This is a genomic window from Enterobacter sp. ECC-249, assembly GCF_043965265.1.
In the GTDB taxonomy this organism is placed as follows: Bacteria; Pseudomonadota; Gammaproteobacteria; order Enterobacterales; family Enterobacteriaceae; genus Enterobacter; species Enterobacter quasiroggenkampii.
In genome coordinates, this window is the sequence record NZ_CP143660.1 from 2358665 (window position 1) to 2375720 (window position 17056).

Here is a 17056-nt window from a genome sequence, read left to right on the forward strand (position 1 = left end):
CCTCAAAAACCGTTATGCTGATGCTTTGCGATACAGCTCAGCATCACGCTATCGGACCACATGCATTTTTTCCGCAGAATATGAGAAGCGGGTTTATCGATAAGCAGCGCGAAAATAACGATCAGAAAGAACAGTACCACTGGAAAAAGTAAGGATAATTTCACGTTTTTAACCAAAATAAGAGTGTGCTTCAGGGTAATCTACCGTCTGAATATGACGACTATATGTTTTGGCGGAAAAAATAGAAATGCCTGAGTGTAAAAAAACGCGCATGGCAGGCTTCTGGTTACGGGGCGACGCCGGTGAGTCGCTTCGCCAGCTCGCTCCGGGTGAGTGCTTTTGAAAAATACCAACCCTGGATAAGGGCATCGGGATATCTGTCCGCAATGAAGCAATATTGAATTTCATTTTCCACGCCCTCGAAAACAAGGGTTTTATTCAACTTCGCAAGGGCATCGCTGAAGATAACAAAGATGTTTTGCTTATAATGCTCGCTGATGCCATCCACCAGCGACTTATCAATTTTAATTTCATCATATTCAAGCTGCGACAGCCGGGCCAGATTTGAATTTTGCACGCCAAAATCATCGATTGAAATTTTAACGCCAAGCGACTTCAGTTCCTGACAGAACCCCTCGAGGATATCCGCCGCGGAAACGGCTTTCTCGGAAAGCTCGACCTTCATCAAGGAAAGGGGGAGGCGATTGGCTAAGCACTCGCGACGCAAAATGTTAATAAACTGTCCGTCTTCAATTTCCTTTCGCCCAACGTTGATTGAAACGATCAGCTGATGCTTAATCGCCAGCGGGGCAATTTCTGAAAGGGACTTCCCGATAATATTGCTGTAATATTTTTTATACAGACCGATTTTCTTAATTAATGGGATGAACAGCTCCGGCGAGACGTCTCCGTGCTTTTGATCGCGCCATCGCGAAAGAACTTCTACTCCCACGATTTTTTGATCGCGAATACGAATAATGGGCTGATAATTAACGCTGAAGGTATTCGTTATCACGGCTTTGATCAGCGTGCGTTCCAGTGAAAAACGGTCTTCATAGAGACGGAAGATAAATAACGTTATCGCGACCCAGATAAAAAAGAGTATGACCGCGAGAAACGTAAAGATAAACGGGGGGAGCGAGGCCAGTCCCGCATCGTGGTGTTTTACAATCACGCATAAATCCCACGAGGCGCTGCACTGTGTAATGGTCAGGGTGAACAATGTCGCATGCAGCCAGCTCCGCGGCTTCAGCTCCGGGGCGGCTGAAAAAAAGGTCCGGCCAAAATCCTTCGTGGTGGCGCTCAGAGAATAGCTTGCGGTAACCGGGGTGAATTTATCGTAAGCATAGCGGGAGGTGAAGATAATAATATTATTATAAATTGCCGCATTGCCTGTGAAAAAGTCTTTTCTGGAAAATTGCGCCAGGAGAAAACCTCTCGGCGTTTTATGCAGTTCCGCAGGAAGTGGAACGGGCGTCGCGAGTTTACCCCAAAAAGCTGTACAGACAATTTTTCCCTTTTCGATAAAACCGATATCGCTGAAATAGAGGTTATTAAGCTTTATTTGCCTGTAGCTATCAAGGCTGGTTTTATCACATCCCTGCGTCGTTATGCTTTTGAGGCCCAGCGCCACGCTTTGGGACAGATCTTCTGAATAATGTAAAAGGGTCTGGGATATTTCAAGCTGTTTGGTTTTTTGCTGACCGATGATAACCACGTTGACCGCATAAAGAGACAGGATGACCAGAAGCGTTGAAACGATCGCAACGGCAATGCGCTTTTTCATTTTCCAGTTATCCTGTCCGCTCCCTGATTTCACAAAGCTTAACACAGCCAGGGCAAGGCACAAGCCTGATAGTCACGTCGGGTGGGCAAATTTGAGCGAGGGAACTCATACGAAAGCATCAGTTTTTTAAGACAATTCTCAGCTAAGCTATTTTTATTGTGATAAGCAACGCCGGGTAAACCACGGGTTCTTCTTTCCGATCCTCCATGCTTGTTTATTCTATTAAGGAAAACATCGTGCGTAACGTGATGATCCCTGTTCTCAGTGCCTTGTTTCTTTTTCTGATCGGCATACTGATTATTAACTGGCAGTTATGGCAGATGGCGAAAATGAATAATGTTCATACCGCCACGGTAAGCACCCAGAAAATAGAGAGCATTCTGGCGGAAGCCGTCAGCGCGGCCAGCACGGCGAAGCGGGTTGCGGAGCAGGGGTGTAGCAGCAGCGGACAGCTGGCGCTAGGGACAGAAGCCGCGCTCAAACCGCATCTGCGCGCCATCATGATCCAGCAGCAGGGGAAAATCATCTGTACTTCCCTTCCCGGGAATGGCGTTTTGATTGTGCATCCGGAGACGTTACCTGAACAAAAATTAATGCTGCTACCCGGTAATCGACTGGTGAACGGCATCCCGGTGCTTGTCTTCCAGATGCCCATCGCGGGAGGGCGCGTCATCGTCAGCGTCAGTGATGCGCATTTGCAGGACGTCATCGCGAACGCATCAAACAGCGTTGAGCTCGGGTTGGTTGTCGGCGACAGGATGTTTACGCGCAACGGTGATGTGACCGGCTGGAAAGCGGCCTCGTGGGCGGGGTCACTGACGACCTCTTCGCTCTTCCCCTTTAGTCTGGCCTGGCAACCGCCTGCCTTTTTTAGCCTGACGCGGCTACTGCAACAGGGATGGAGCCTGATCCTGCTGATTCTCGCGCTATCCGTGGCGGTGGGCATTTTGATCCGCCGCTACAAGGGGAAAAGCACCACCTTTGAAGACGATTTGCGTAAGGCCATTTTGCAGGGAGAGATCGTGCCTTATTACCAGCCGATCGTGAACGGCGATACCGGCGGGTTATACGGTGTTGAAGTCCTGGCAAGGTGGAAGCATCCTAAGTCAGGCTTTATCCCGCCGGACGTCTTTATCCCGATAGCTGAACGTAGCGGGTTGATTATTCTGCTGACCAAAGGCTTGATGGCGAAAGTGGTCACACAGCTTAAGCCGCTCCTGCCTAAGCTGCCGGACGGGTTCCATATCGGGGTGAACATCAGCGCCAGACACATCAATGCCCCTTCTTTCATCGGTGACTGCCGAATCTTCGGCAAGGGGTTTCAGGGTAAAGCCGTGAAGCTGGTTCTTGAGGTGACCGAACGTGAACCGTTGATCGATAATCCTCATCTGGTGGAAAACCTCAACGCGCTGCATAACGCCGGTTTTGTTATTGCCCTGGATGATTTTGGTACAGGGTATTCCGGGCTGTCATGTCTCAATGCGCTTGCCATAGATTATATTAAAATTGATAAAAGCTTTGTTAACCGGGTATCAGAGGAGAAGGACTCAACGATCCTGCTGGACTGCGTTATTGACCTGGCGAAAAAACTTTCATTGCGGATCGTGGCCGAAGGCGTAGAAACGAAAGAGCAGCTGGAGTATCTCAACCGTAATGAGATTACCCTGCTGCAGGGTTATTATTTTGGTAAACCCGTCTCGTATATCGATTTTATTAAAGTCATTTTATCTAAGCCCCGGGAGACGGTAAGTTTGTAAAACGAAATTAAGACGAGCTTCTGTTGTATGCTTAAGTGCAATTCATTTTCCTCTTATCCTGAGCTTTGTTACAGTGACAAGAGTTGTCAGCCAGGGATATCAGGCGTGATAAGGTGGAAAAGCTCGTGCATGTGAAAAATACTTTTTACACAACAACCATTACCGTCATCATTGTCTCATTGATCATCTCGCTGGCGCTTGCTGTCCAAATTGCCACGTCCAGACAGCAGTCAATCCAGCAAATTAATACCAGCGTCGCTAACCTGAGCCATACCCTTGATGTCTACACCGAAGGGATCATGCGCCAGAGTGAAATGTTAATTACTACCGTTTCCGACATAATCGAAATTTATGGCATGACCCCGCAGCAGGCGACCAATATTCAGCACATGATCAATAATCAGGATAACCTTCTTACCCAGATTAATAATGTGGTTGTTTACAATGCTCAGGGCGATATCTTTACCGCGCTGCATGAAAGTTTTACGGGGCCACGTAAAGGCTCGGACAGAGAGTTTTTTATCTATCACAAAGCAAATAAAAATCAGGCGATTTTTATTGGGGAGCCGGTGGTAAGCAGAACAAATGGCAAATGGGTTATCACTATCAGCCGGCGCCTTGAAACCCAGACCGGGGCATTTAACGGTGTGGTGGTGGTGACGCTGGGTATCGAAAACTTTCTGGCGCTCTACGGGCAGATTAATATCGGTCACTCGGGCGTCATCGGCTTAACGACGCAAACAGGCGTGCTGCTGGTCCGGTATCCCTTTAAAAATACCTATATCGGCACGATTGTTTCTGATTCACCGCTCTTCAGGAAATATCTCAAGGTACAAAATACGGGGATAGCCAGCTCCATCTCGCGGTTTGATAAAATCGAACGCATCTATGCCTATGAGAAAAACAGACGCTACGGACTGGTCACCACCGTGGCGGTTAGCATTGATGAGGCTCTTGCTCCCTGGCGCAAGCAGGCGATTCAGCTGGCGGTACTCATTTTCGTGTTCACGGCGATACTCATCGTAGCGTCATACTTCCTCTATTCCGACCTGTCCCGAAAAACACGTGATAACAAAGCGCTGAAGATTATTGCCTCAGAAGATGCGTTGACCGGGCTGTACAATCGCCGCGTCTTTGATGAAAAAATCCTCTCAGACATCGCTATGTGTGCCGCGCATGACGCGCCGATTTCGATACTGATCGTGGACGTGGACTACTTTAAAAAATACAACGATAACTACGGCCATCCGGAAGGGGATCGGTGTCTGGCTATGCTCGGAAACAGCCTCAGGGAGAGCCTTACCCGTGATAATCAGCTTGTGGCGCGATACGGCGGAGAGGAGTTTGCGCTGATATTGCCGGATACGGATATTCAGGAGGCGCTTCGTCTGGCCCAGACGATTATTCGCAATGTGTTCTCGCTGCAAATTGCCCATGCTTTTAGCCCCTTCGGCCGGGTGACGGTAAGCGTCGGGATTTCGACCGCCCGTGCCGTCGACATCGCGGGCAGCCAGCAAAATATCATTATTGCCGCAGACCAGGCGCTCTATCAGGCGAAACGCGCGGGACGTAACCGGTACGCGTTTGTTGGGGTATGAACTAAAAAAAAGCCCACTCAGGAGTGGGCAAGAAATACTGGAAGCAATGTGAGCAATGTCGTACTGAATACCTGAGTGTTTCTCTCAACTATTCAGCGTTGAGAAAGATAATCTTTCTCAACAAAAGATGCAACCCCACAGTTTATGTGGCCCGTTCTTTTTGTTGGTGAATAATTACGCACTCTCTCATTGTGATGCTTATCACAAATTTCCTTTCTGGAATCCTGTGCTATTCTTTTTGTGTCGTTGATTTAATGACAAAAACCATACAGAGAGGAAAGTTATGGGAATTTTATCCTGGATTATCTTTGGGCTTATTGCGGGTATTCTGGCGAAGTGGATCATGCCGGGCAAAGATGGCGGTGGGTTTATCGTCACCGTAATACTGGGTATTGTCGGCGCGGTAGTCGGCGGCTGGATCAGTACGCTGTTCGGTTTTGGCAAGGTCGATGGCTTTAACTTCGGCAGTTTCGCCGTCGCGGTGATCGGTGCTCTGGTTGTTCTGTTTATCTACAGAAAGATCAAAAGCTAAGTTCTGAAAGCGTTGAAAAAGGCTGCCGGATGGCGGCCTTTTTACGTATTGGGTTTACCACCAGCCAAGCTGCGTGCCGGCAAACGCTGCGATGGCAACGATCAGCATAATGACGGTTGTCTTCCGCATTTATGCCCCTGGAGCCGCGTAGCCGCCGACAAAAAACCACGCTAAAAAAACCACCGCCGTTATAAAAATAACGACCGGGAAGAGGATCCCTATTCTCATACCATCACCTGTTTCGGTTTCAATAACGCCGTAGAGTGTACGGGGTTAATCCATAGGGAGAAAGCGTGTTTTGCTTTTTCCTTTCTTATCCTGATACATCGCTACATCCGCAGCACGTAACGCGCTGTCAGGATCGGTTGCGGCAGGGTCCACTTCGATAACGCCGAAGCTGGCGCCCGGATAAATAATATGAACGCTGCCCAGCCAGTATTCGCCGGCGATACAGGCGCTGAGACGCGTTTTGAGCAGCGTAAGCTGCGCGTTATCCCCCTCCTGGTGGGGCTGGCTCAACGATGCGACCAGAAATTCATCCCCGCCCAGACGACCGATAATATCGTCCTGCTGTTTCTCTTCGGTCAAACGCTTGCCCACTTCTATCAGGAACTGGTCGCCAGCTTCGTGGCCGTAACGATCGTTAATCAGCTTGAAATCATCCAGATCGATAAACGCGATGATGGCGTTACGCTTCAGGTGCCGGGCCAGAGAAAAGAGGGTGGTCAGATCTTCAAAAATGGCGCGACGGTTAGGTAAACCGGTAAGGGCATCCGTATAGGAGTGCGCGATGAGGGCCGCATTGGCTTCGCGAAGCTGGGTCACCAGCGACTCTTTCTGAATGGACTGGGCAATCAGCCCGGCGAAGAGCTTCAGAACCTGTTCACCGCGCTCGCTTAGCGGCTTTCTGGCCGTGCTGGTGGCGCAGAGCGTTCCGTAAAGTGAACCATCCGCAAGATGGACAGGAATACTCATGTAGGTGGTAATGCCAAGCGCTTTTGCGGCTTCACACTCTGGCCAACGTTCTGGCACGTCATTGCTGAACATCGTGTCACTATCCAGCGCGCGTTTGCACAGCGTCTCATCCCATGGGACGCTCAGCCCCTCCGGGATTGTCATCTGCTTGCTATTACGGGCGTAGAGGATGTGCTGCAGCCGTGCCTCGATATCCACCTTCGTCAGGTAGGTCGACTCCATGTCGGTGACAATTTCCAGCATCTCCAGCAGCTGGCGAACGAGGCTTTCAAGGGATTGCTCGGTGGCAAGGGTTTCTGAAACGCGAGCGAGGATAAGATCCGACATGACGTAGAATGACTCCCAGGCAGAAGACGTCTGCATCTGCATGTTATGCTGAGTTTTTAGGCTTCAGGCATAGTAAAACACGAATACAGAAAATTTAATATATGCAGGGAGCGAGCAGCAGGCGAGAAAAAAAGCCCCGTTGTTGAGACCGGGGCAAAGACATCTTGATTACGGAATGATGTTCTCTGGTCATATCGAGAACACGCCACACTATAGTGCTGAAAAGTGCAGTTAAAATGGAGAAATCATGGAGAACGCGGCGATGACCCGTTACCCTTAGGCTGTAATGACGTCAAAAGGATCAATGAGATGAGATTTCTGCTTCTGACGCTGGCGCTTCCCCTGGCCGCCTGCACCGCAAAAACTACGCCACCCGATGCGCCGAAACCGCCGCACGTTATCGGTATGGCGAACCCAGCCTCCGTCTACTGCCTGGAGAAAGGCGGGGAACAGATCCCGGTTCAAAGCCCGCAGGGCGTTCGCACCGAGTGCAAATTACCGGGTGGCGAAGTGATCGATGAATGGGCGCTCTATCGTCGCGATCGTCCACAACCGACCAGGTGACAGACGGATACCGCCTGCGATACACTTCTCTTTAGGATTAATCTTAGCCAGTTTCTGGCGTTCGTTTCCGCGAGAGAAGTATGTTTCAGCTAAAACCGGGCAGCATGGCGATGATCGTGGGTGCCCGCACGGCGTCAGGCCGTCGCAATATAGGTAAATCTGTTGAGCTGTTTGGCCTGTGCCAGCCTGGCCAGCGTTTCGTTAACCCGGTCAACGGCGTGATGACGCAATTACCCGTCACCGCCGATCGCGCGCTCTGGCTGGTGACGGGGGATGTCTACGCCTTTGACAACCAGCACGGCTTTGCGTTTGTCCGCCCCGAACATCTGATGCCGCTCACCCCGGATGACGCACCGCAAATCCTCTATGAACTGACGATCGGCTGATCACAGATGGCGCAGCCAGTCGGCTAAGACCAGGGCGTGGTTTTGCTCCGCGTTTTTGGCAGCAAAGAGCAGGGTGACGGTCTGCCCGTGCGCCAGCCTCGCCAGACGCGCGCCCTCCTCAGCCTGCTGCGCCAGCTCTTCCCGATAGGCCTGGCTGAAGGCGGTGAAATCAATGGTTTCGCTATGAAAAGCCTTGCGTAGTTCATTCGAGGGCGCGAGCGCTTTACACCATTCGTCATGCATGAGGTCCGTTTTCTTAACGCCGCGCGGCCACAGCCTGTCCACCAGCACCCGATAGCCGTCGTCAGGGCCTGCCTTTTCATAGACGCGTTTGCACTGAATCATGATTCCACCCTCCAAATTTAAGGTATTGTGATAACTGCAAAAGATCGGTAGTCTGAGGTTCCTTATGTTATCTGATAATACTCTGGCATAAGGAACCTTTCATGGAACACCTCCCGGTTAAAACGACGCTGCGCATTGCGCTGGTTGGCGATTACAATCCCAGTGTTATTGCGCATCAGGCGATCCCGCTGGCCATTGACGACGCCGCCGCAGTCCTTGACCTCACCGCCGATTACGACTGGCTTGCCACCACGGAGCTGACAAGCCCTGAAGATCTGGTGGGCTACGATGCCATCTGGCTGGTTCCTGCCAGCCCCTACAAAAACACGGAGGCCGCTTTTATCGCCGCGCGCTACGCCCGTGAAAATAGCATCCCGTTTCTGGGCACCTGCGGCGGATTCCAGCATGCGCTGATTGAGTATGCCCGAAACGTGCTGGGCTGGGCTGATGCGGCACACGCTGAGACGGATACCGAAGGCACCATGGTGATTGCGCCGTTAGCCTGCTCGCTGGTGGAAAAAACCGATGCGATTGAACTGCGCAGGAATACGCTGATCGCCAAAGCGTACGGCAAGCCGGAAATTGAAGAGGGATATCACTGTAACTATGGCGTGTCGCCGGCGTTTGCACAGGCGCTGGAAAACGGAGATATGCATGTGACGGGATGGGACGATAGGGGTGAAATCCGTGCCGCAGAACTGGTCACGCACCCGTTCTTCGTGATCACCTTATTCCAGCACGAGCGTGCTGCGCTGGAAGGACGCCCGGTCGTGCTGGTGCAGGCGATGCTGCGCGCGGCGCGCGATTCATAACGTCGCCGCTTTTCTCGCCGGGTGGCGCTGCGCTTACCCGGCCTACATATCAACAGATTGCACAATTCAGCGCAGCGCCGCTGGGCGAAACGGGGGCTTAACGGGGCGCGATCTCCCGGTCTCGCCCGGCTAAGATGCCGCAGAGGGCCATTATCACGGCGGCCAGCGCGCAGCCCAGAAGCGGGATCCGCCAGTCTCCCGCGCTATCGTGAATTTTCCCCATTAGCGGAGGACCGCAGGCGGCGAGCAGATAGCCAATCGACTGCGCCATGCCTGACAACGCCGCCGCCTGGTGTGCAGTGCTGGCGCGCAGACCGATAAACGTCAGGCCGAGGATCATCGTTGCCCCTGTGCCAAAGCCAAATACCAGCGTCCACATCACCGCCATGCCGGGCATAAACCATAATCCCGCCGCGCTTATCGCGCACATCAGCGCCACCGCGCCTGCGATCGCCCGCTGGTCTTTCAGACGGTGGAGGATCAGCGGAACGGCGAGTCCCGGCACGGCCGTGGCCAGCTGCAGCAGACCGTGCACCGAGCCGGCCTGCGCTTCGCTGTAGCCGTGGCTCAGCAGTATCGCCGGCAGCCAGCCGATGATGACGTAGTAAATCAGCGAGTTAATCCCCAAAAAGAGCGTGACCTGCCAGGCGAGGGCCGAGCGCCAGATCGCGCGGTTATGCAGCGCGCCTGCGCCCGTTACCGTTGCGACATGTTTCTGACGCCACTGGGGCAGCCAGAGCAGCAGTGCGACCAGCGGAAACGCCATCAGCATCAGCAGTGCACCATGCCAGCCCGCATTCCCCTGTGCCAGGGGAACAATCATCGCTGAGCCAAATGCCGCCGAGACGCCCATCGTCAGGGAATAGGCGCCGGTGAGCTTCGCCACCTGGCCTGGAAAATCACGCTTAATTAATCCGGGTAACAGCACGTTCCCGAGCGCAATACCGCAGCCGACGATCGCCGTTCCGGTGAAAAGCAAAGCGGCGGAAGGCAGCGAGCGAACGGCAATCCCGGCGCAAATCAGCAGCAGGGCGATAAACAGGCTGCGCTCCATGCCGATACGCCGGGCAACGCCTGCGGCGAGCGGCGAGACGAGAGCGAAAGCCAGCAGGGGCAGGGTGGTCAGCAGACCGGTTTGCGCCGTGCTTAATCCATAATCAAGACGAATAGTGTCGAGCAGCGGGGCTGCGCCGGTAAATGTGACGCGAAGCGTAGTGGCAATCATCAGGATGCCTGCAATCAACAGCGCGCCGTGTTTTCCTGAGGTGCGAATAGCAGTAGTCATTATGTTCTCATACGTTCAAGCGAGCGCTCACAATACCGATTTTCTCAGCGGTTGAAATCAGGCTAAAATGACAGTTTATCGCTAATATCGGACAAATTGATGATTGGTCTGGGACTGGACGGCTATGATCCCGATAGCCAGCACGATGCGGCCGTCGCATTTCGCATCCGCGTGGTGGCGGAGGAACAGTATATTCCCCGACATCATCACCGTAAGGGGCAGCTGATTCTGGCCCTCGGCGGCGCAATCACCTGTGAAGTGGAAAATGCCATGCTGATGGTGCCGCCCCAGTACGCCGTCTGGATCCCCGGCCAGATGCCGCACAGCAACAGGGCCACGCCGGGCGCGCAGCTCTGCTTTTTGTTCATTGAACCGGGTGCCGCCAGCTTGCCCGACCGCTGCTGCACCCTGAAAATCTCTCCTCTGGTGCGGGAGCTAATTTTATCCCTGGCGGAAAAATCGCGTGAACAACTTCCTCTTGCGGCCACATCGCGCCTGGTGGACGTCCTGTTTGACGAGCTGCCGCTCCAGCGGCAGGAGCATCTGCAGCTGCCCGTCTCTCCCCATCCCAAAATTCGGCTGATGAGCGAGAAAATGGCGGAAGAGCCCGCCGCCTGGCAGACGCTGGCGCAGTGGGCGAGCCATTTCGCCATGAGCGAGCGCAGCCTGGCGCGGCTGGTGGTGAAAGAGACCGGCTTAAGCTTTCGCCGCTGGCGTCACCAGCTGCAGCTGATTGTGGCGTTACAGCACCTGATCGGCGGGAAATCGGTACAGCAGGTGGCCCAGTCACTGGGCTATGACTCGACCACCGCGTTTATCACCATGTTCAGGAAGGGACTGGGCCAGACGCCGGCGCGTTATATGGCCAGCCTGACTACGACTTCCCGATAAACAGAGAGACAAGGCCTGCCGCAATCAGCGGGCCGACCGGCACGCCGCGAAAGAGCGCCACGCCCAGCACGGTGCCCACCAACAGGCCCGCCACCAGTGAGGGCTGGCTGCTCATCAGCGTAACGCCGCGTCCGCCCAGCCACGAAACAAAAATCCCTACCGCGATCGCCACCAGCGATTTCCAGTTTACAAACGAGTGCAGCAGCGTTGAGGCGGGAAGGGTGCCGCTGGCGATCGGCGCCATCACCCCGATGGTTAAGATGATGATCCCGATGGTGAGGCCTTGTTTTTCGATCCACGGGAAAAAGGTATTTAACGGCGTCACGCGCACAATAATAAGCACCAGAATCGAGATGGCGACGGTGGTGTTATGGCTGACAAAGCCGAGCGCGGCCAGTGCCAGAAGAATGAGCAGAGTAGGGTCAAACATAGGGAATCCTTGCCAGAAAAATTGTTCTGTTTACTGTACGCGCAAACGCAGCAGAGAACAGTTTTAAAAAGATTTTGTCGTTGTCATAACCTTGTCATTTACGCGGATTAAAACGAAAGCAGATATCGCAAAAGGGGTCGCCATCATGAACGATCACATGTTTGTGGAAACGCTGATTATCTCCTCATCGTTTTTCGCTATTGCCGCTATTCTCGTTGCCTCCGTGCTTTTTCTGGAACGAAAAGGCTGACAGGAGCGCCAGCCATCACAGTTACGCTTTATGGAAGGTGACGAGCTCAGGACGGGCGATGCGCAGGTAGTCCTGGGTATCCATAATCACGGATTTCTCCAGCAGGCCGGCGTTAAACGCAATTTCGTCAAAGCGCTCGAACAGCAGCGGGTCAGCAACCAGCGCCAGGTCAGGATGAAAGCTAAAGGGCGGGATAGCGCCGAAAACGCAGGCGGTCAGGGCATCGACTTCAGCCGGGCTGGCGAGAGAGGCCTTTAGCCCGCCAAAATGGCTGGCGAGCTGGCTCAGGTCAGCCTGCAGATCGGCGGCGAGGATCGCCAGAACGTGTTTTTTTACGCCGTTTCCCTTCACCTTGCAGACCAGGGCTTTTGCGCCTTGCCGCAGATCGGTTCCGCGAATTTCACTTACCGCTTCACATTTCCCGACCGCCTCGTGCTCCATGACGCGAAAACGCGCGCCCTGCTCGGTGAGTAAGGTAATGAGCTGCTGGTGGGTTCCTGTTCCAATAACGTCGTCAGTCATAACGATTTCCCGGTGATAATCCAGTATGCAGCGTTCTACATTAGCACGGGATGAGCGGGGTCGAAAGAAAACAGCCAGCGTGTTCGCTGGCTGTTGGATTATGCGTTGCTGGTAGAAGATTGCTTGTGAAACAGCTCCCTGAACACCGGGTAAATATCATCCTGGTCACGGATATGCTGCATGGCAAAATTATCGAACATCGCCTGCAGATGCTCATACTCCCGCCACAGGGTCTGGTGAGCGCGGCGGGTGATTTCGATATAGCTGTAGTAACGCACGACCGGCAGAATTTTCTTCGCCAGGATCTCATGACACAGCGGCGAGTCGTCGGCCCAGTTATCGCCATCAGACGCCTGCGCGGCATAAATATTCCACTGCGACGGGTCGTAACGCTCTTTCACCACTTCATCCATCAGCTTCAGCGCGCTCGAGACGATGGTGCCCCCGGTCTCCTGCGAGTAGAAGAACTCATGTTCATCCACCTCCTTCGCCTGGGTGTGGTGGCGGATATAGACCACCTCCACGTTCTTATAGGTTCTGCTCAGGAACAAATAGAGCAGGATATAAAAACGCTTCGCCATATCTTTGGTGGCCTGATCCATCGAGCCGGACACGTCCATCAGACAGAACATCACCGCCTGGCTGGAGGGCTCGGGGCGTTTTTCGTAGTTCTTATAGCGCAGGTCAAAGGTGTCGATAAACGGTACCCGTTCGATCTTCGCCCTTAGCTCTGCAATCTCTTTACGCAGACGCTCCTCTTCCAGCAGTTGCGCCGGTTCCGTGTTTTCCACCACCTTCAGGCTGCTCTCCAGCTCGCGCAGCTCGCGCCGTTTTCCTGCCGTCATGGCCGTGCGTCGCGCCAGCGAATTCTGCAGCGAACGTACGACGCTGATGTTAGCGGGCACGCCGTTGGCGGTATAGCCCGCGCGGTGGGTTTTATATTCATTAAGCTGACGATGCTGATTCTTTTTCAGATTTGGCAGCGCCAGGTCTTCGAACAGTAAATCGAGATATTCATCTTTCGAAATCTGGAAGACAAATTCGTCCTGACCTTCACCGTCCTGGCTGGCCTGTCCCTGACCGCTTCCTGAACCACCGCCGCCGCCCTGAGGACGCTCAATTCTGTCGTTCTGAACGAAGTGGTCATTACCTGGGTGTACGCGATGGCGCAGGCCGCCTCGCCCCTGATGAAACATCGGTTCGCTGATGTCATCGGTGGGGATGGAGACAGACTCGCCGCTGTCGACGTCGGTCACCGAGCGTTTGTTGATGGCCTCGGAGATAGACTGTTTAATTTGCGCTTTATAACGACGCAAGAAGCGCTGGCGGTTCACCGTGCTCTTGTTTTTGCCGTTAAGACGCCGGTCAATAAACCAGGTCATATACCCCCCGTACTGCATTTGCCAACTTGCATTTTGTAGGCCCGGCAGGCGCTAAACGCCGCCGGGCACTTGTTTTAAGACGATTTACGCACGCGCAGGTACCATTCGCAGAGCAGGCGGACCTGTTTGCGGGTGTAGCCTTTTTCCATCATACGGTCGACAAAATCGTCGTGTTTTTTCTGTTCATCGGTTGAGGTTTTGGCGTTAAACGAGATCACCGGCAGCAGCTCTTCGGTATTGGAGAACATCTTCTTCTCAATGACCGTGCGCAGTTTCTCGTAGCTGGTCCAGTTCGGATTGCGCCCGTTGTTATGCGCTCTGGCGCGCAGGACGAAGTTCACAATCTCGTTACGGAAGTCTTTCGGGTTGCTGATCCCGGCAGGCTTCTCGATTTTTTCCAGCTCCGCGTTCAGGGATTCACGGTCAAACAGCTGGCCGGTATCCGGGTCGCGGTACTCCTGATCCTGGATCCAGAAGTCAGCGTAGGTAACGTAACGGTCGAAAATGTTCTGCCCGTACTCTGAATAGGATTCCAGGTAGGCCGTCTGGATCTCTTTGCCAATGAACTCGGCGTATTTCGGGATCAGGTAACCTTTGAGGAACTCAAGGTAGCGTTCAGCCTGCTCCTGCGGGAACTGTTCACGCTCGATTTGCTGTTCCAGCACGTAGAACAGATGAACCGGGTTGGCCGCCACTTCCGCATGGTCGAAGTTAAAGACGCGGGAGAGGATCTTAAACGCGAAACGCGTGGACAGACCGTTCATCCCCTCATCAACCCCGGCATAGTCACGGTATTCCTGATACGACTTCGCTTTCGGGTCGGTATCTTTCAGGCTTTCACCGTCATAGACGCGCATTTTCGAATAGATGCTGGAGTTTTCCGGCTCTTTCAGGCGCGAAAGGATGGAGAAGCGTGACAGCGTTTCCAGCGTGCCGGGCGCGCAGGGTGCATGCACCAGCTCACTATGGTTAAGCAGTTTCTCGTAAATTTTGATCTCTTCGGAGATCCGCAGGCAGTAAGGAACCTTGACGATGTACACGCGGTCAAGGAAGGCCTCATTGTTTTTGTTATTACGGAAGGTCACCCATTCAGATTCGTTCGAGTGGGCGAGAATAATCCCGTTAAACGGCAGGGCGGAGATACCTTCCGTCCCGTTGTAGTTGCCTTCCTGGGTAGCCGTCAGCAGAGGATGCAGCACTTTAATCGGTGCTTTAAACATCTCGACGAATTCCATAATCCCCTGGTTAGCCCGGCACAGCGCGCCGGAGTAACCGTAGGCATCCGGATCGTTTTGCGCGAAGTTTTCAAGCTTACGGATGTCGACCTTACCGACCAGGGCCGAAATATCCTGGTTGTTCTCATCGCCGGGTTCCGTTTTGGCGATGGCGATCTGTTCCAGGATCGACGGCCAGACCTTCACCACGCGGAATTTGGTGATGTCGCCACCAAACTCGTGCAGGCGTTTGGCCGCCCACGGCGACATGATGGTACCGAGATAGCGACGCGGGATACCGTATTCTTTATCCAGAATCTGCGCATCTTCCTGCGGATTGAACAGGCACAGCGGGTGGTCATTCACCGGGCTGCGTTCACCGTTAGCGCTCAGCACATAGATAGGCACGCGCTGCATCAGCGACTTCAGGCGTTCCGCGAGCGAGGATTTACCGCCGCCCACCGGGCCGAGTAAGTAGAGGATCTGTTTCTTCTCTTCCAGACCCTGAGCGGCATGCTTCAGATAGGAGACAATCTGTTCGATGGCATCTTCCATACCATAGAACTCTTCAAACGCCGGGTATCGGGCGACCACCCGATTCGAAAAGAGACGGGAAAGCCGAGGCTCCAGGGCAGTGTCAACCATGTTTGGCTCACCAATAGCCATCAATAGCCGTTCTGCCGCATTGGCATAGGCACTGCGATCTTGCCGACAGATGGTAAGAAACTCCTGCAGTGTGAACTCTTCGTCCTTGGCAGCTTCATAGCGCTGGCGATAGTGATCGAATATATTCATGGCATGCCGTCCTTTCGTTTTTTAGCACAGGATAAGAGCCGTTCGTATGAGTAGTGGAGGCTCCCGGAAGAGAATCTCTCGCACCTCACTGCCAGAGCAGCAACCTGTGTGCCAGGTCAGACGCTAAGAACCGCAGGTGTTCAGGAAAACTCTTCTTAAATTAAAGCGTAGATGGCATTTGCAAAACTTGCATGCCCACAAAATCTACTTTCAATGACATATCAATAACTCATCCAAAAATTTCCACTGTCGTTATAAGACAAATGCACGTTTTTCATTCAGCGGTCATGTAAATGAAAGCAGGTTGTCATCTGATAAGTTAAAAATAATGGGTTAATTAGGCTGATTAGCAGGCAAAAAATTTTGGGATGTACGGGAATGGCGGTTACACTTCACCCGCTGATTATTTGACTACAGGAAAGAATGGATTGTGACCAAACTCAAACTTCTGGCATTAGGCATCCTTGCCGCGACCGCAGTAAGCACCGCACAGGCGGAAAGTCAGTGGACGGTAGGCGCGGGTGTTGGCGTCATTAACAGCCCGTACAAACAGTATGACCGAGATGTTTATCCTGTTCCCGTTATCACTTATGAAGGCGATAACTTCTGGTTCCGCGGGCTCGGCGGCGGCTACTATCTCTGGAACGATAAGGCCGATAAGCTCTCCATCATGGCCTACTACGACCCAACGCACTTCAAGCCGGGTGACAGCGACAGCCACGCGCTTCGCCAGCTCGACAAGCGCAAAAGCTCGATGATGGCCGGGCTCTCATACGTGCATAACACCGAGTATGGCTTCCTGCGTACGGCCCTGGCGGGTGACACGCTGGATAACAGCAACGGCTTTATCTGGGATCTGGCATGGTTGTACCGCTACACCAACGGTGGGCTCACCCTGACGCCGGGTATCGGTGTGCAGTACAACAGCGAGAACTACAATGACTACTACTACGGTGTCTCTAAAAACGAGTCCCGCCGCAGTGGTCTGAAAAGCTACAGTGCAGATGACGGCTGGGATCCTTACCTGGAGCTGACCGCGAGCTACAACTTCCTTGGCGACTGGAGCGTGTACGGCACCGGCCGCTACGAGCGTCTGAGTGACGAAGTGAAGGATAGCCCGATGGTCGATAAGTCCTGGGCAGGTATTTTCTCTGTCGGCGTGAGCTACAAGTTCTGATTGTGCATTAATTTAGTGCAATCTATGC

The 17056-nt window shown here is 53.3% G+C and carries 18 protein-coding genes; 9 read left to right on the forward strand and 9 right to left on the reverse strand.

Annotation, left to right across the window (positions count from 1 at the left end; all coding sequences use genetic code 11):
• Window positions 1-286 precede the first annotated feature (286 nt).
• Complete coding sequence (locus tag V1587_RS11335) at window positions 287-1786, reverse strand: EAL domain-containing protein (RefSeq protein WP_371897727.1); 1500 nt, start codon at window positions 1784-1786, stop codon at window positions 287-289.
• Between the two features lie 206 nt (window positions 1787-1992).
• Here V1587_RS11335 and V1587_RS11340 point away from each other — a divergent pair, with 206 nt between their 5' ends.
• From V1587_RS11340 to V1587_RS11350, 3 genes are all read left to right on the forward strand, one after another.
• Window positions 1993-3543 (forward strand): EAL domain-containing protein, encoded by a 1551-nt coding sequence (locus V1587_RS11340; RefSeq protein ID WP_395314334.1) that lies wholly within the window; start codon window positions 1993-1995, stop codon window positions 3541-3543.
• A 113-nt stretch (window positions 3544-3656) separates the two neighbouring features.
• Entirely contained in the window at window positions 3657-5141 is a 1485-nt protein-coding gene (locus V1587_RS11345) for a diguanylate cyclase (protein WP_395314335.1), read from the forward strand.
• Between the two features lie 283 nt (window positions 5142-5424).
• Window positions 5425-5673, forward strand: coding sequence for a GlsB/YeaQ/YmgE family stress response membrane protein (locus V1587_RS11350; RefSeq protein ID WP_008500746.1), 249 nt, complete (start codon window positions 5425-5427; stop codon window positions 5671-5673).
• Between the two features lie 129 nt (window positions 5674-5802).
• Here V1587_RS11350 and V1587_RS11355 read toward each other — a convergent pair whose 3' ends face one another.
• Window positions 5803-5901, reverse strand: a complete 99-nt coding sequence (locus tag V1587_RS11355; protein ID WP_014883431.1) for a YoaK family small membrane protein — start codon at window positions 5899-5901, stop codon at window positions 5803-5805.
• Between the two features lie 45 nt (window positions 5902-5946).
• Window positions 5947-6975, reverse strand: coding sequence for a sensor domain-containing diguanylate cyclase (locus V1587_RS11360; RefSeq protein WP_371897773.1), 1029 nt, complete (start codon window positions 6973-6975; stop codon window positions 5947-5949).
• Window positions 6976-7284: 309 nt separating this feature from the next.
• On the opposite strand from V1587_RS11360, the gene V1587_RS11365 reads away from it, so the two are divergent.
• Both V1587_RS11365 and V1587_RS11370 read left to right on the forward strand, forming a co-directional pair.
• Window positions 7285-7539 (forward strand): DUF333 domain-containing protein, encoded by a 255-nt coding sequence (locus V1587_RS11365; protein WP_371897724.1) that lies wholly within the window; start codon window positions 7285-7287, stop codon window positions 7537-7539.
• A gap of 80 nt (window positions 7540-7619) precedes the next feature.
• Complete coding sequence (locus V1587_RS11370; RefSeq protein ID WP_371897723.1) at window positions 7620-7925, forward strand: hypothetical protein; 306 nt, start codon at window positions 7620-7622, stop codon at window positions 7923-7925.
• Here V1587_RS11370 and V1587_RS11375 read toward each other — a convergent pair whose 3' ends face one another.
• A complete protein-coding gene (locus tag V1587_RS11375) occupies window positions 7926-8270 on the reverse strand; it encodes a DUF488 domain-containing protein (protein WP_371897722.1) in 345 nt (114 codons plus the stop codon).
• 101 nt (window positions 8271-8371) lie between these two features.
• On the opposite strand from V1587_RS11375, the gene V1587_RS11380 reads away from it, so the two are divergent.
• Window positions 8372-9082, forward strand: a complete 711-nt coding sequence (locus tag V1587_RS11380) for a CTP synthase (RefSeq protein WP_371897721.1) — start codon at window positions 8372-8374, stop codon at window positions 9080-9082.
• 97 nt (window positions 9083-9179) lie between these two features.
• On the opposite strand, the gene V1587_RS11385 is transcribed toward V1587_RS11380, so the two are convergent.
• Window positions 9180-10367, reverse strand: coding sequence for a CynX/NimT family MFS transporter (locus V1587_RS11385; protein WP_371897720.1), 1188 nt, complete (start codon window positions 10365-10367; stop codon window positions 9180-9182).
• A gap of 99 nt (window positions 10368-10466) precedes the next feature.
• Between V1587_RS11385 and V1587_RS11390 the strand changes: the two genes are divergently transcribed.
• Window positions 10467-11258, forward strand: a complete 792-nt coding sequence (locus V1587_RS11390) for a helix-turn-helix transcriptional regulator (RefSeq protein ID WP_371897719.1) — start codon at window positions 10467-10469, stop codon at window positions 11256-11258.
• On the opposite strand, the gene V1587_RS11395 is transcribed toward V1587_RS11390, so the two are convergent.
• Window positions 11242-11688, reverse strand: coding sequence for a DUF441 domain-containing protein (locus tag V1587_RS11395; protein ID WP_024908579.1), 447 nt, complete (start codon window positions 11686-11688; stop codon window positions 11242-11244). The two genes, V1587_RS11390 and V1587_RS11395, sit on opposite strands and share 17 nt — an antisense overlap.
• A 145-nt stretch (window positions 11689-11833) precedes the next feature.
• Here V1587_RS11395 and yoaI point away from each other — a divergent pair, with 145 nt between their 5' ends.
• Window positions 11834-11938: a small membrane protein YoaI gene (gene yoaI / locus V1587_RS11400; protein ID WP_111965575.1), complete on the forward strand. Its 105-nt coding sequence runs from the start codon at window positions 11834-11836 to the stop codon at window positions 11936-11938.
• A 21-nt stretch (window positions 11939-11959) separates the two neighbouring features.
• On the opposite strand, the gene V1587_RS11405 is transcribed toward yoaI, so the two are convergent.
• The 3 genes from V1587_RS11405 to yeaG all read right to left on the reverse strand — a co-directional run bounded on the left by V1587_RS11405 (window position 11960) and on the right by yeaG (window position 15851).
• Window positions 11960-12460 carry a YbaK/prolyl-tRNA synthetase associated domain-containing protein gene (locus V1587_RS11405; RefSeq protein ID WP_008500735.1) on the reverse strand — a complete coding sequence of 167 codons (501 nt, stop codon included), beginning with the start codon at window positions 12458-12460 and terminating at the stop codon, window positions 11960-11962.
• A gap of 98 nt (window positions 12461-12558) precedes the next feature.
• Complete coding sequence (locus V1587_RS11410; RefSeq protein WP_371897718.1) at window positions 12559-13842, reverse strand: YeaH/YhbH family protein; 1284 nt, start codon at window positions 13840-13842, stop codon at window positions 12559-12561.
• 74 nt (window positions 13843-13916) lie between these two features.
• On the reverse strand, window positions 13917-15851 hold the full coding sequence (gene yeaG / locus V1587_RS11415; protein ID WP_008500713.1) for a protein kinase YeaG: 1935 nt from the start codon (window positions 15849-15851) through the stop codon (window positions 13917-13919).
• A 430-nt stretch (window positions 15852-16281) separates the two neighbouring features.
• Here yeaG and V1587_RS11420 point away from each other — a divergent pair, with 430 nt between their 5' ends.
• Window positions 16282-17028, forward strand: coding sequence for a MipA/OmpV family protein (locus V1587_RS11420; protein WP_371897717.1), 747 nt, complete (start codon window positions 16282-16284; stop codon window positions 17026-17028).
• The last annotated feature ends 28 nt before the right edge of the window (window positions 17029-17056 follow it).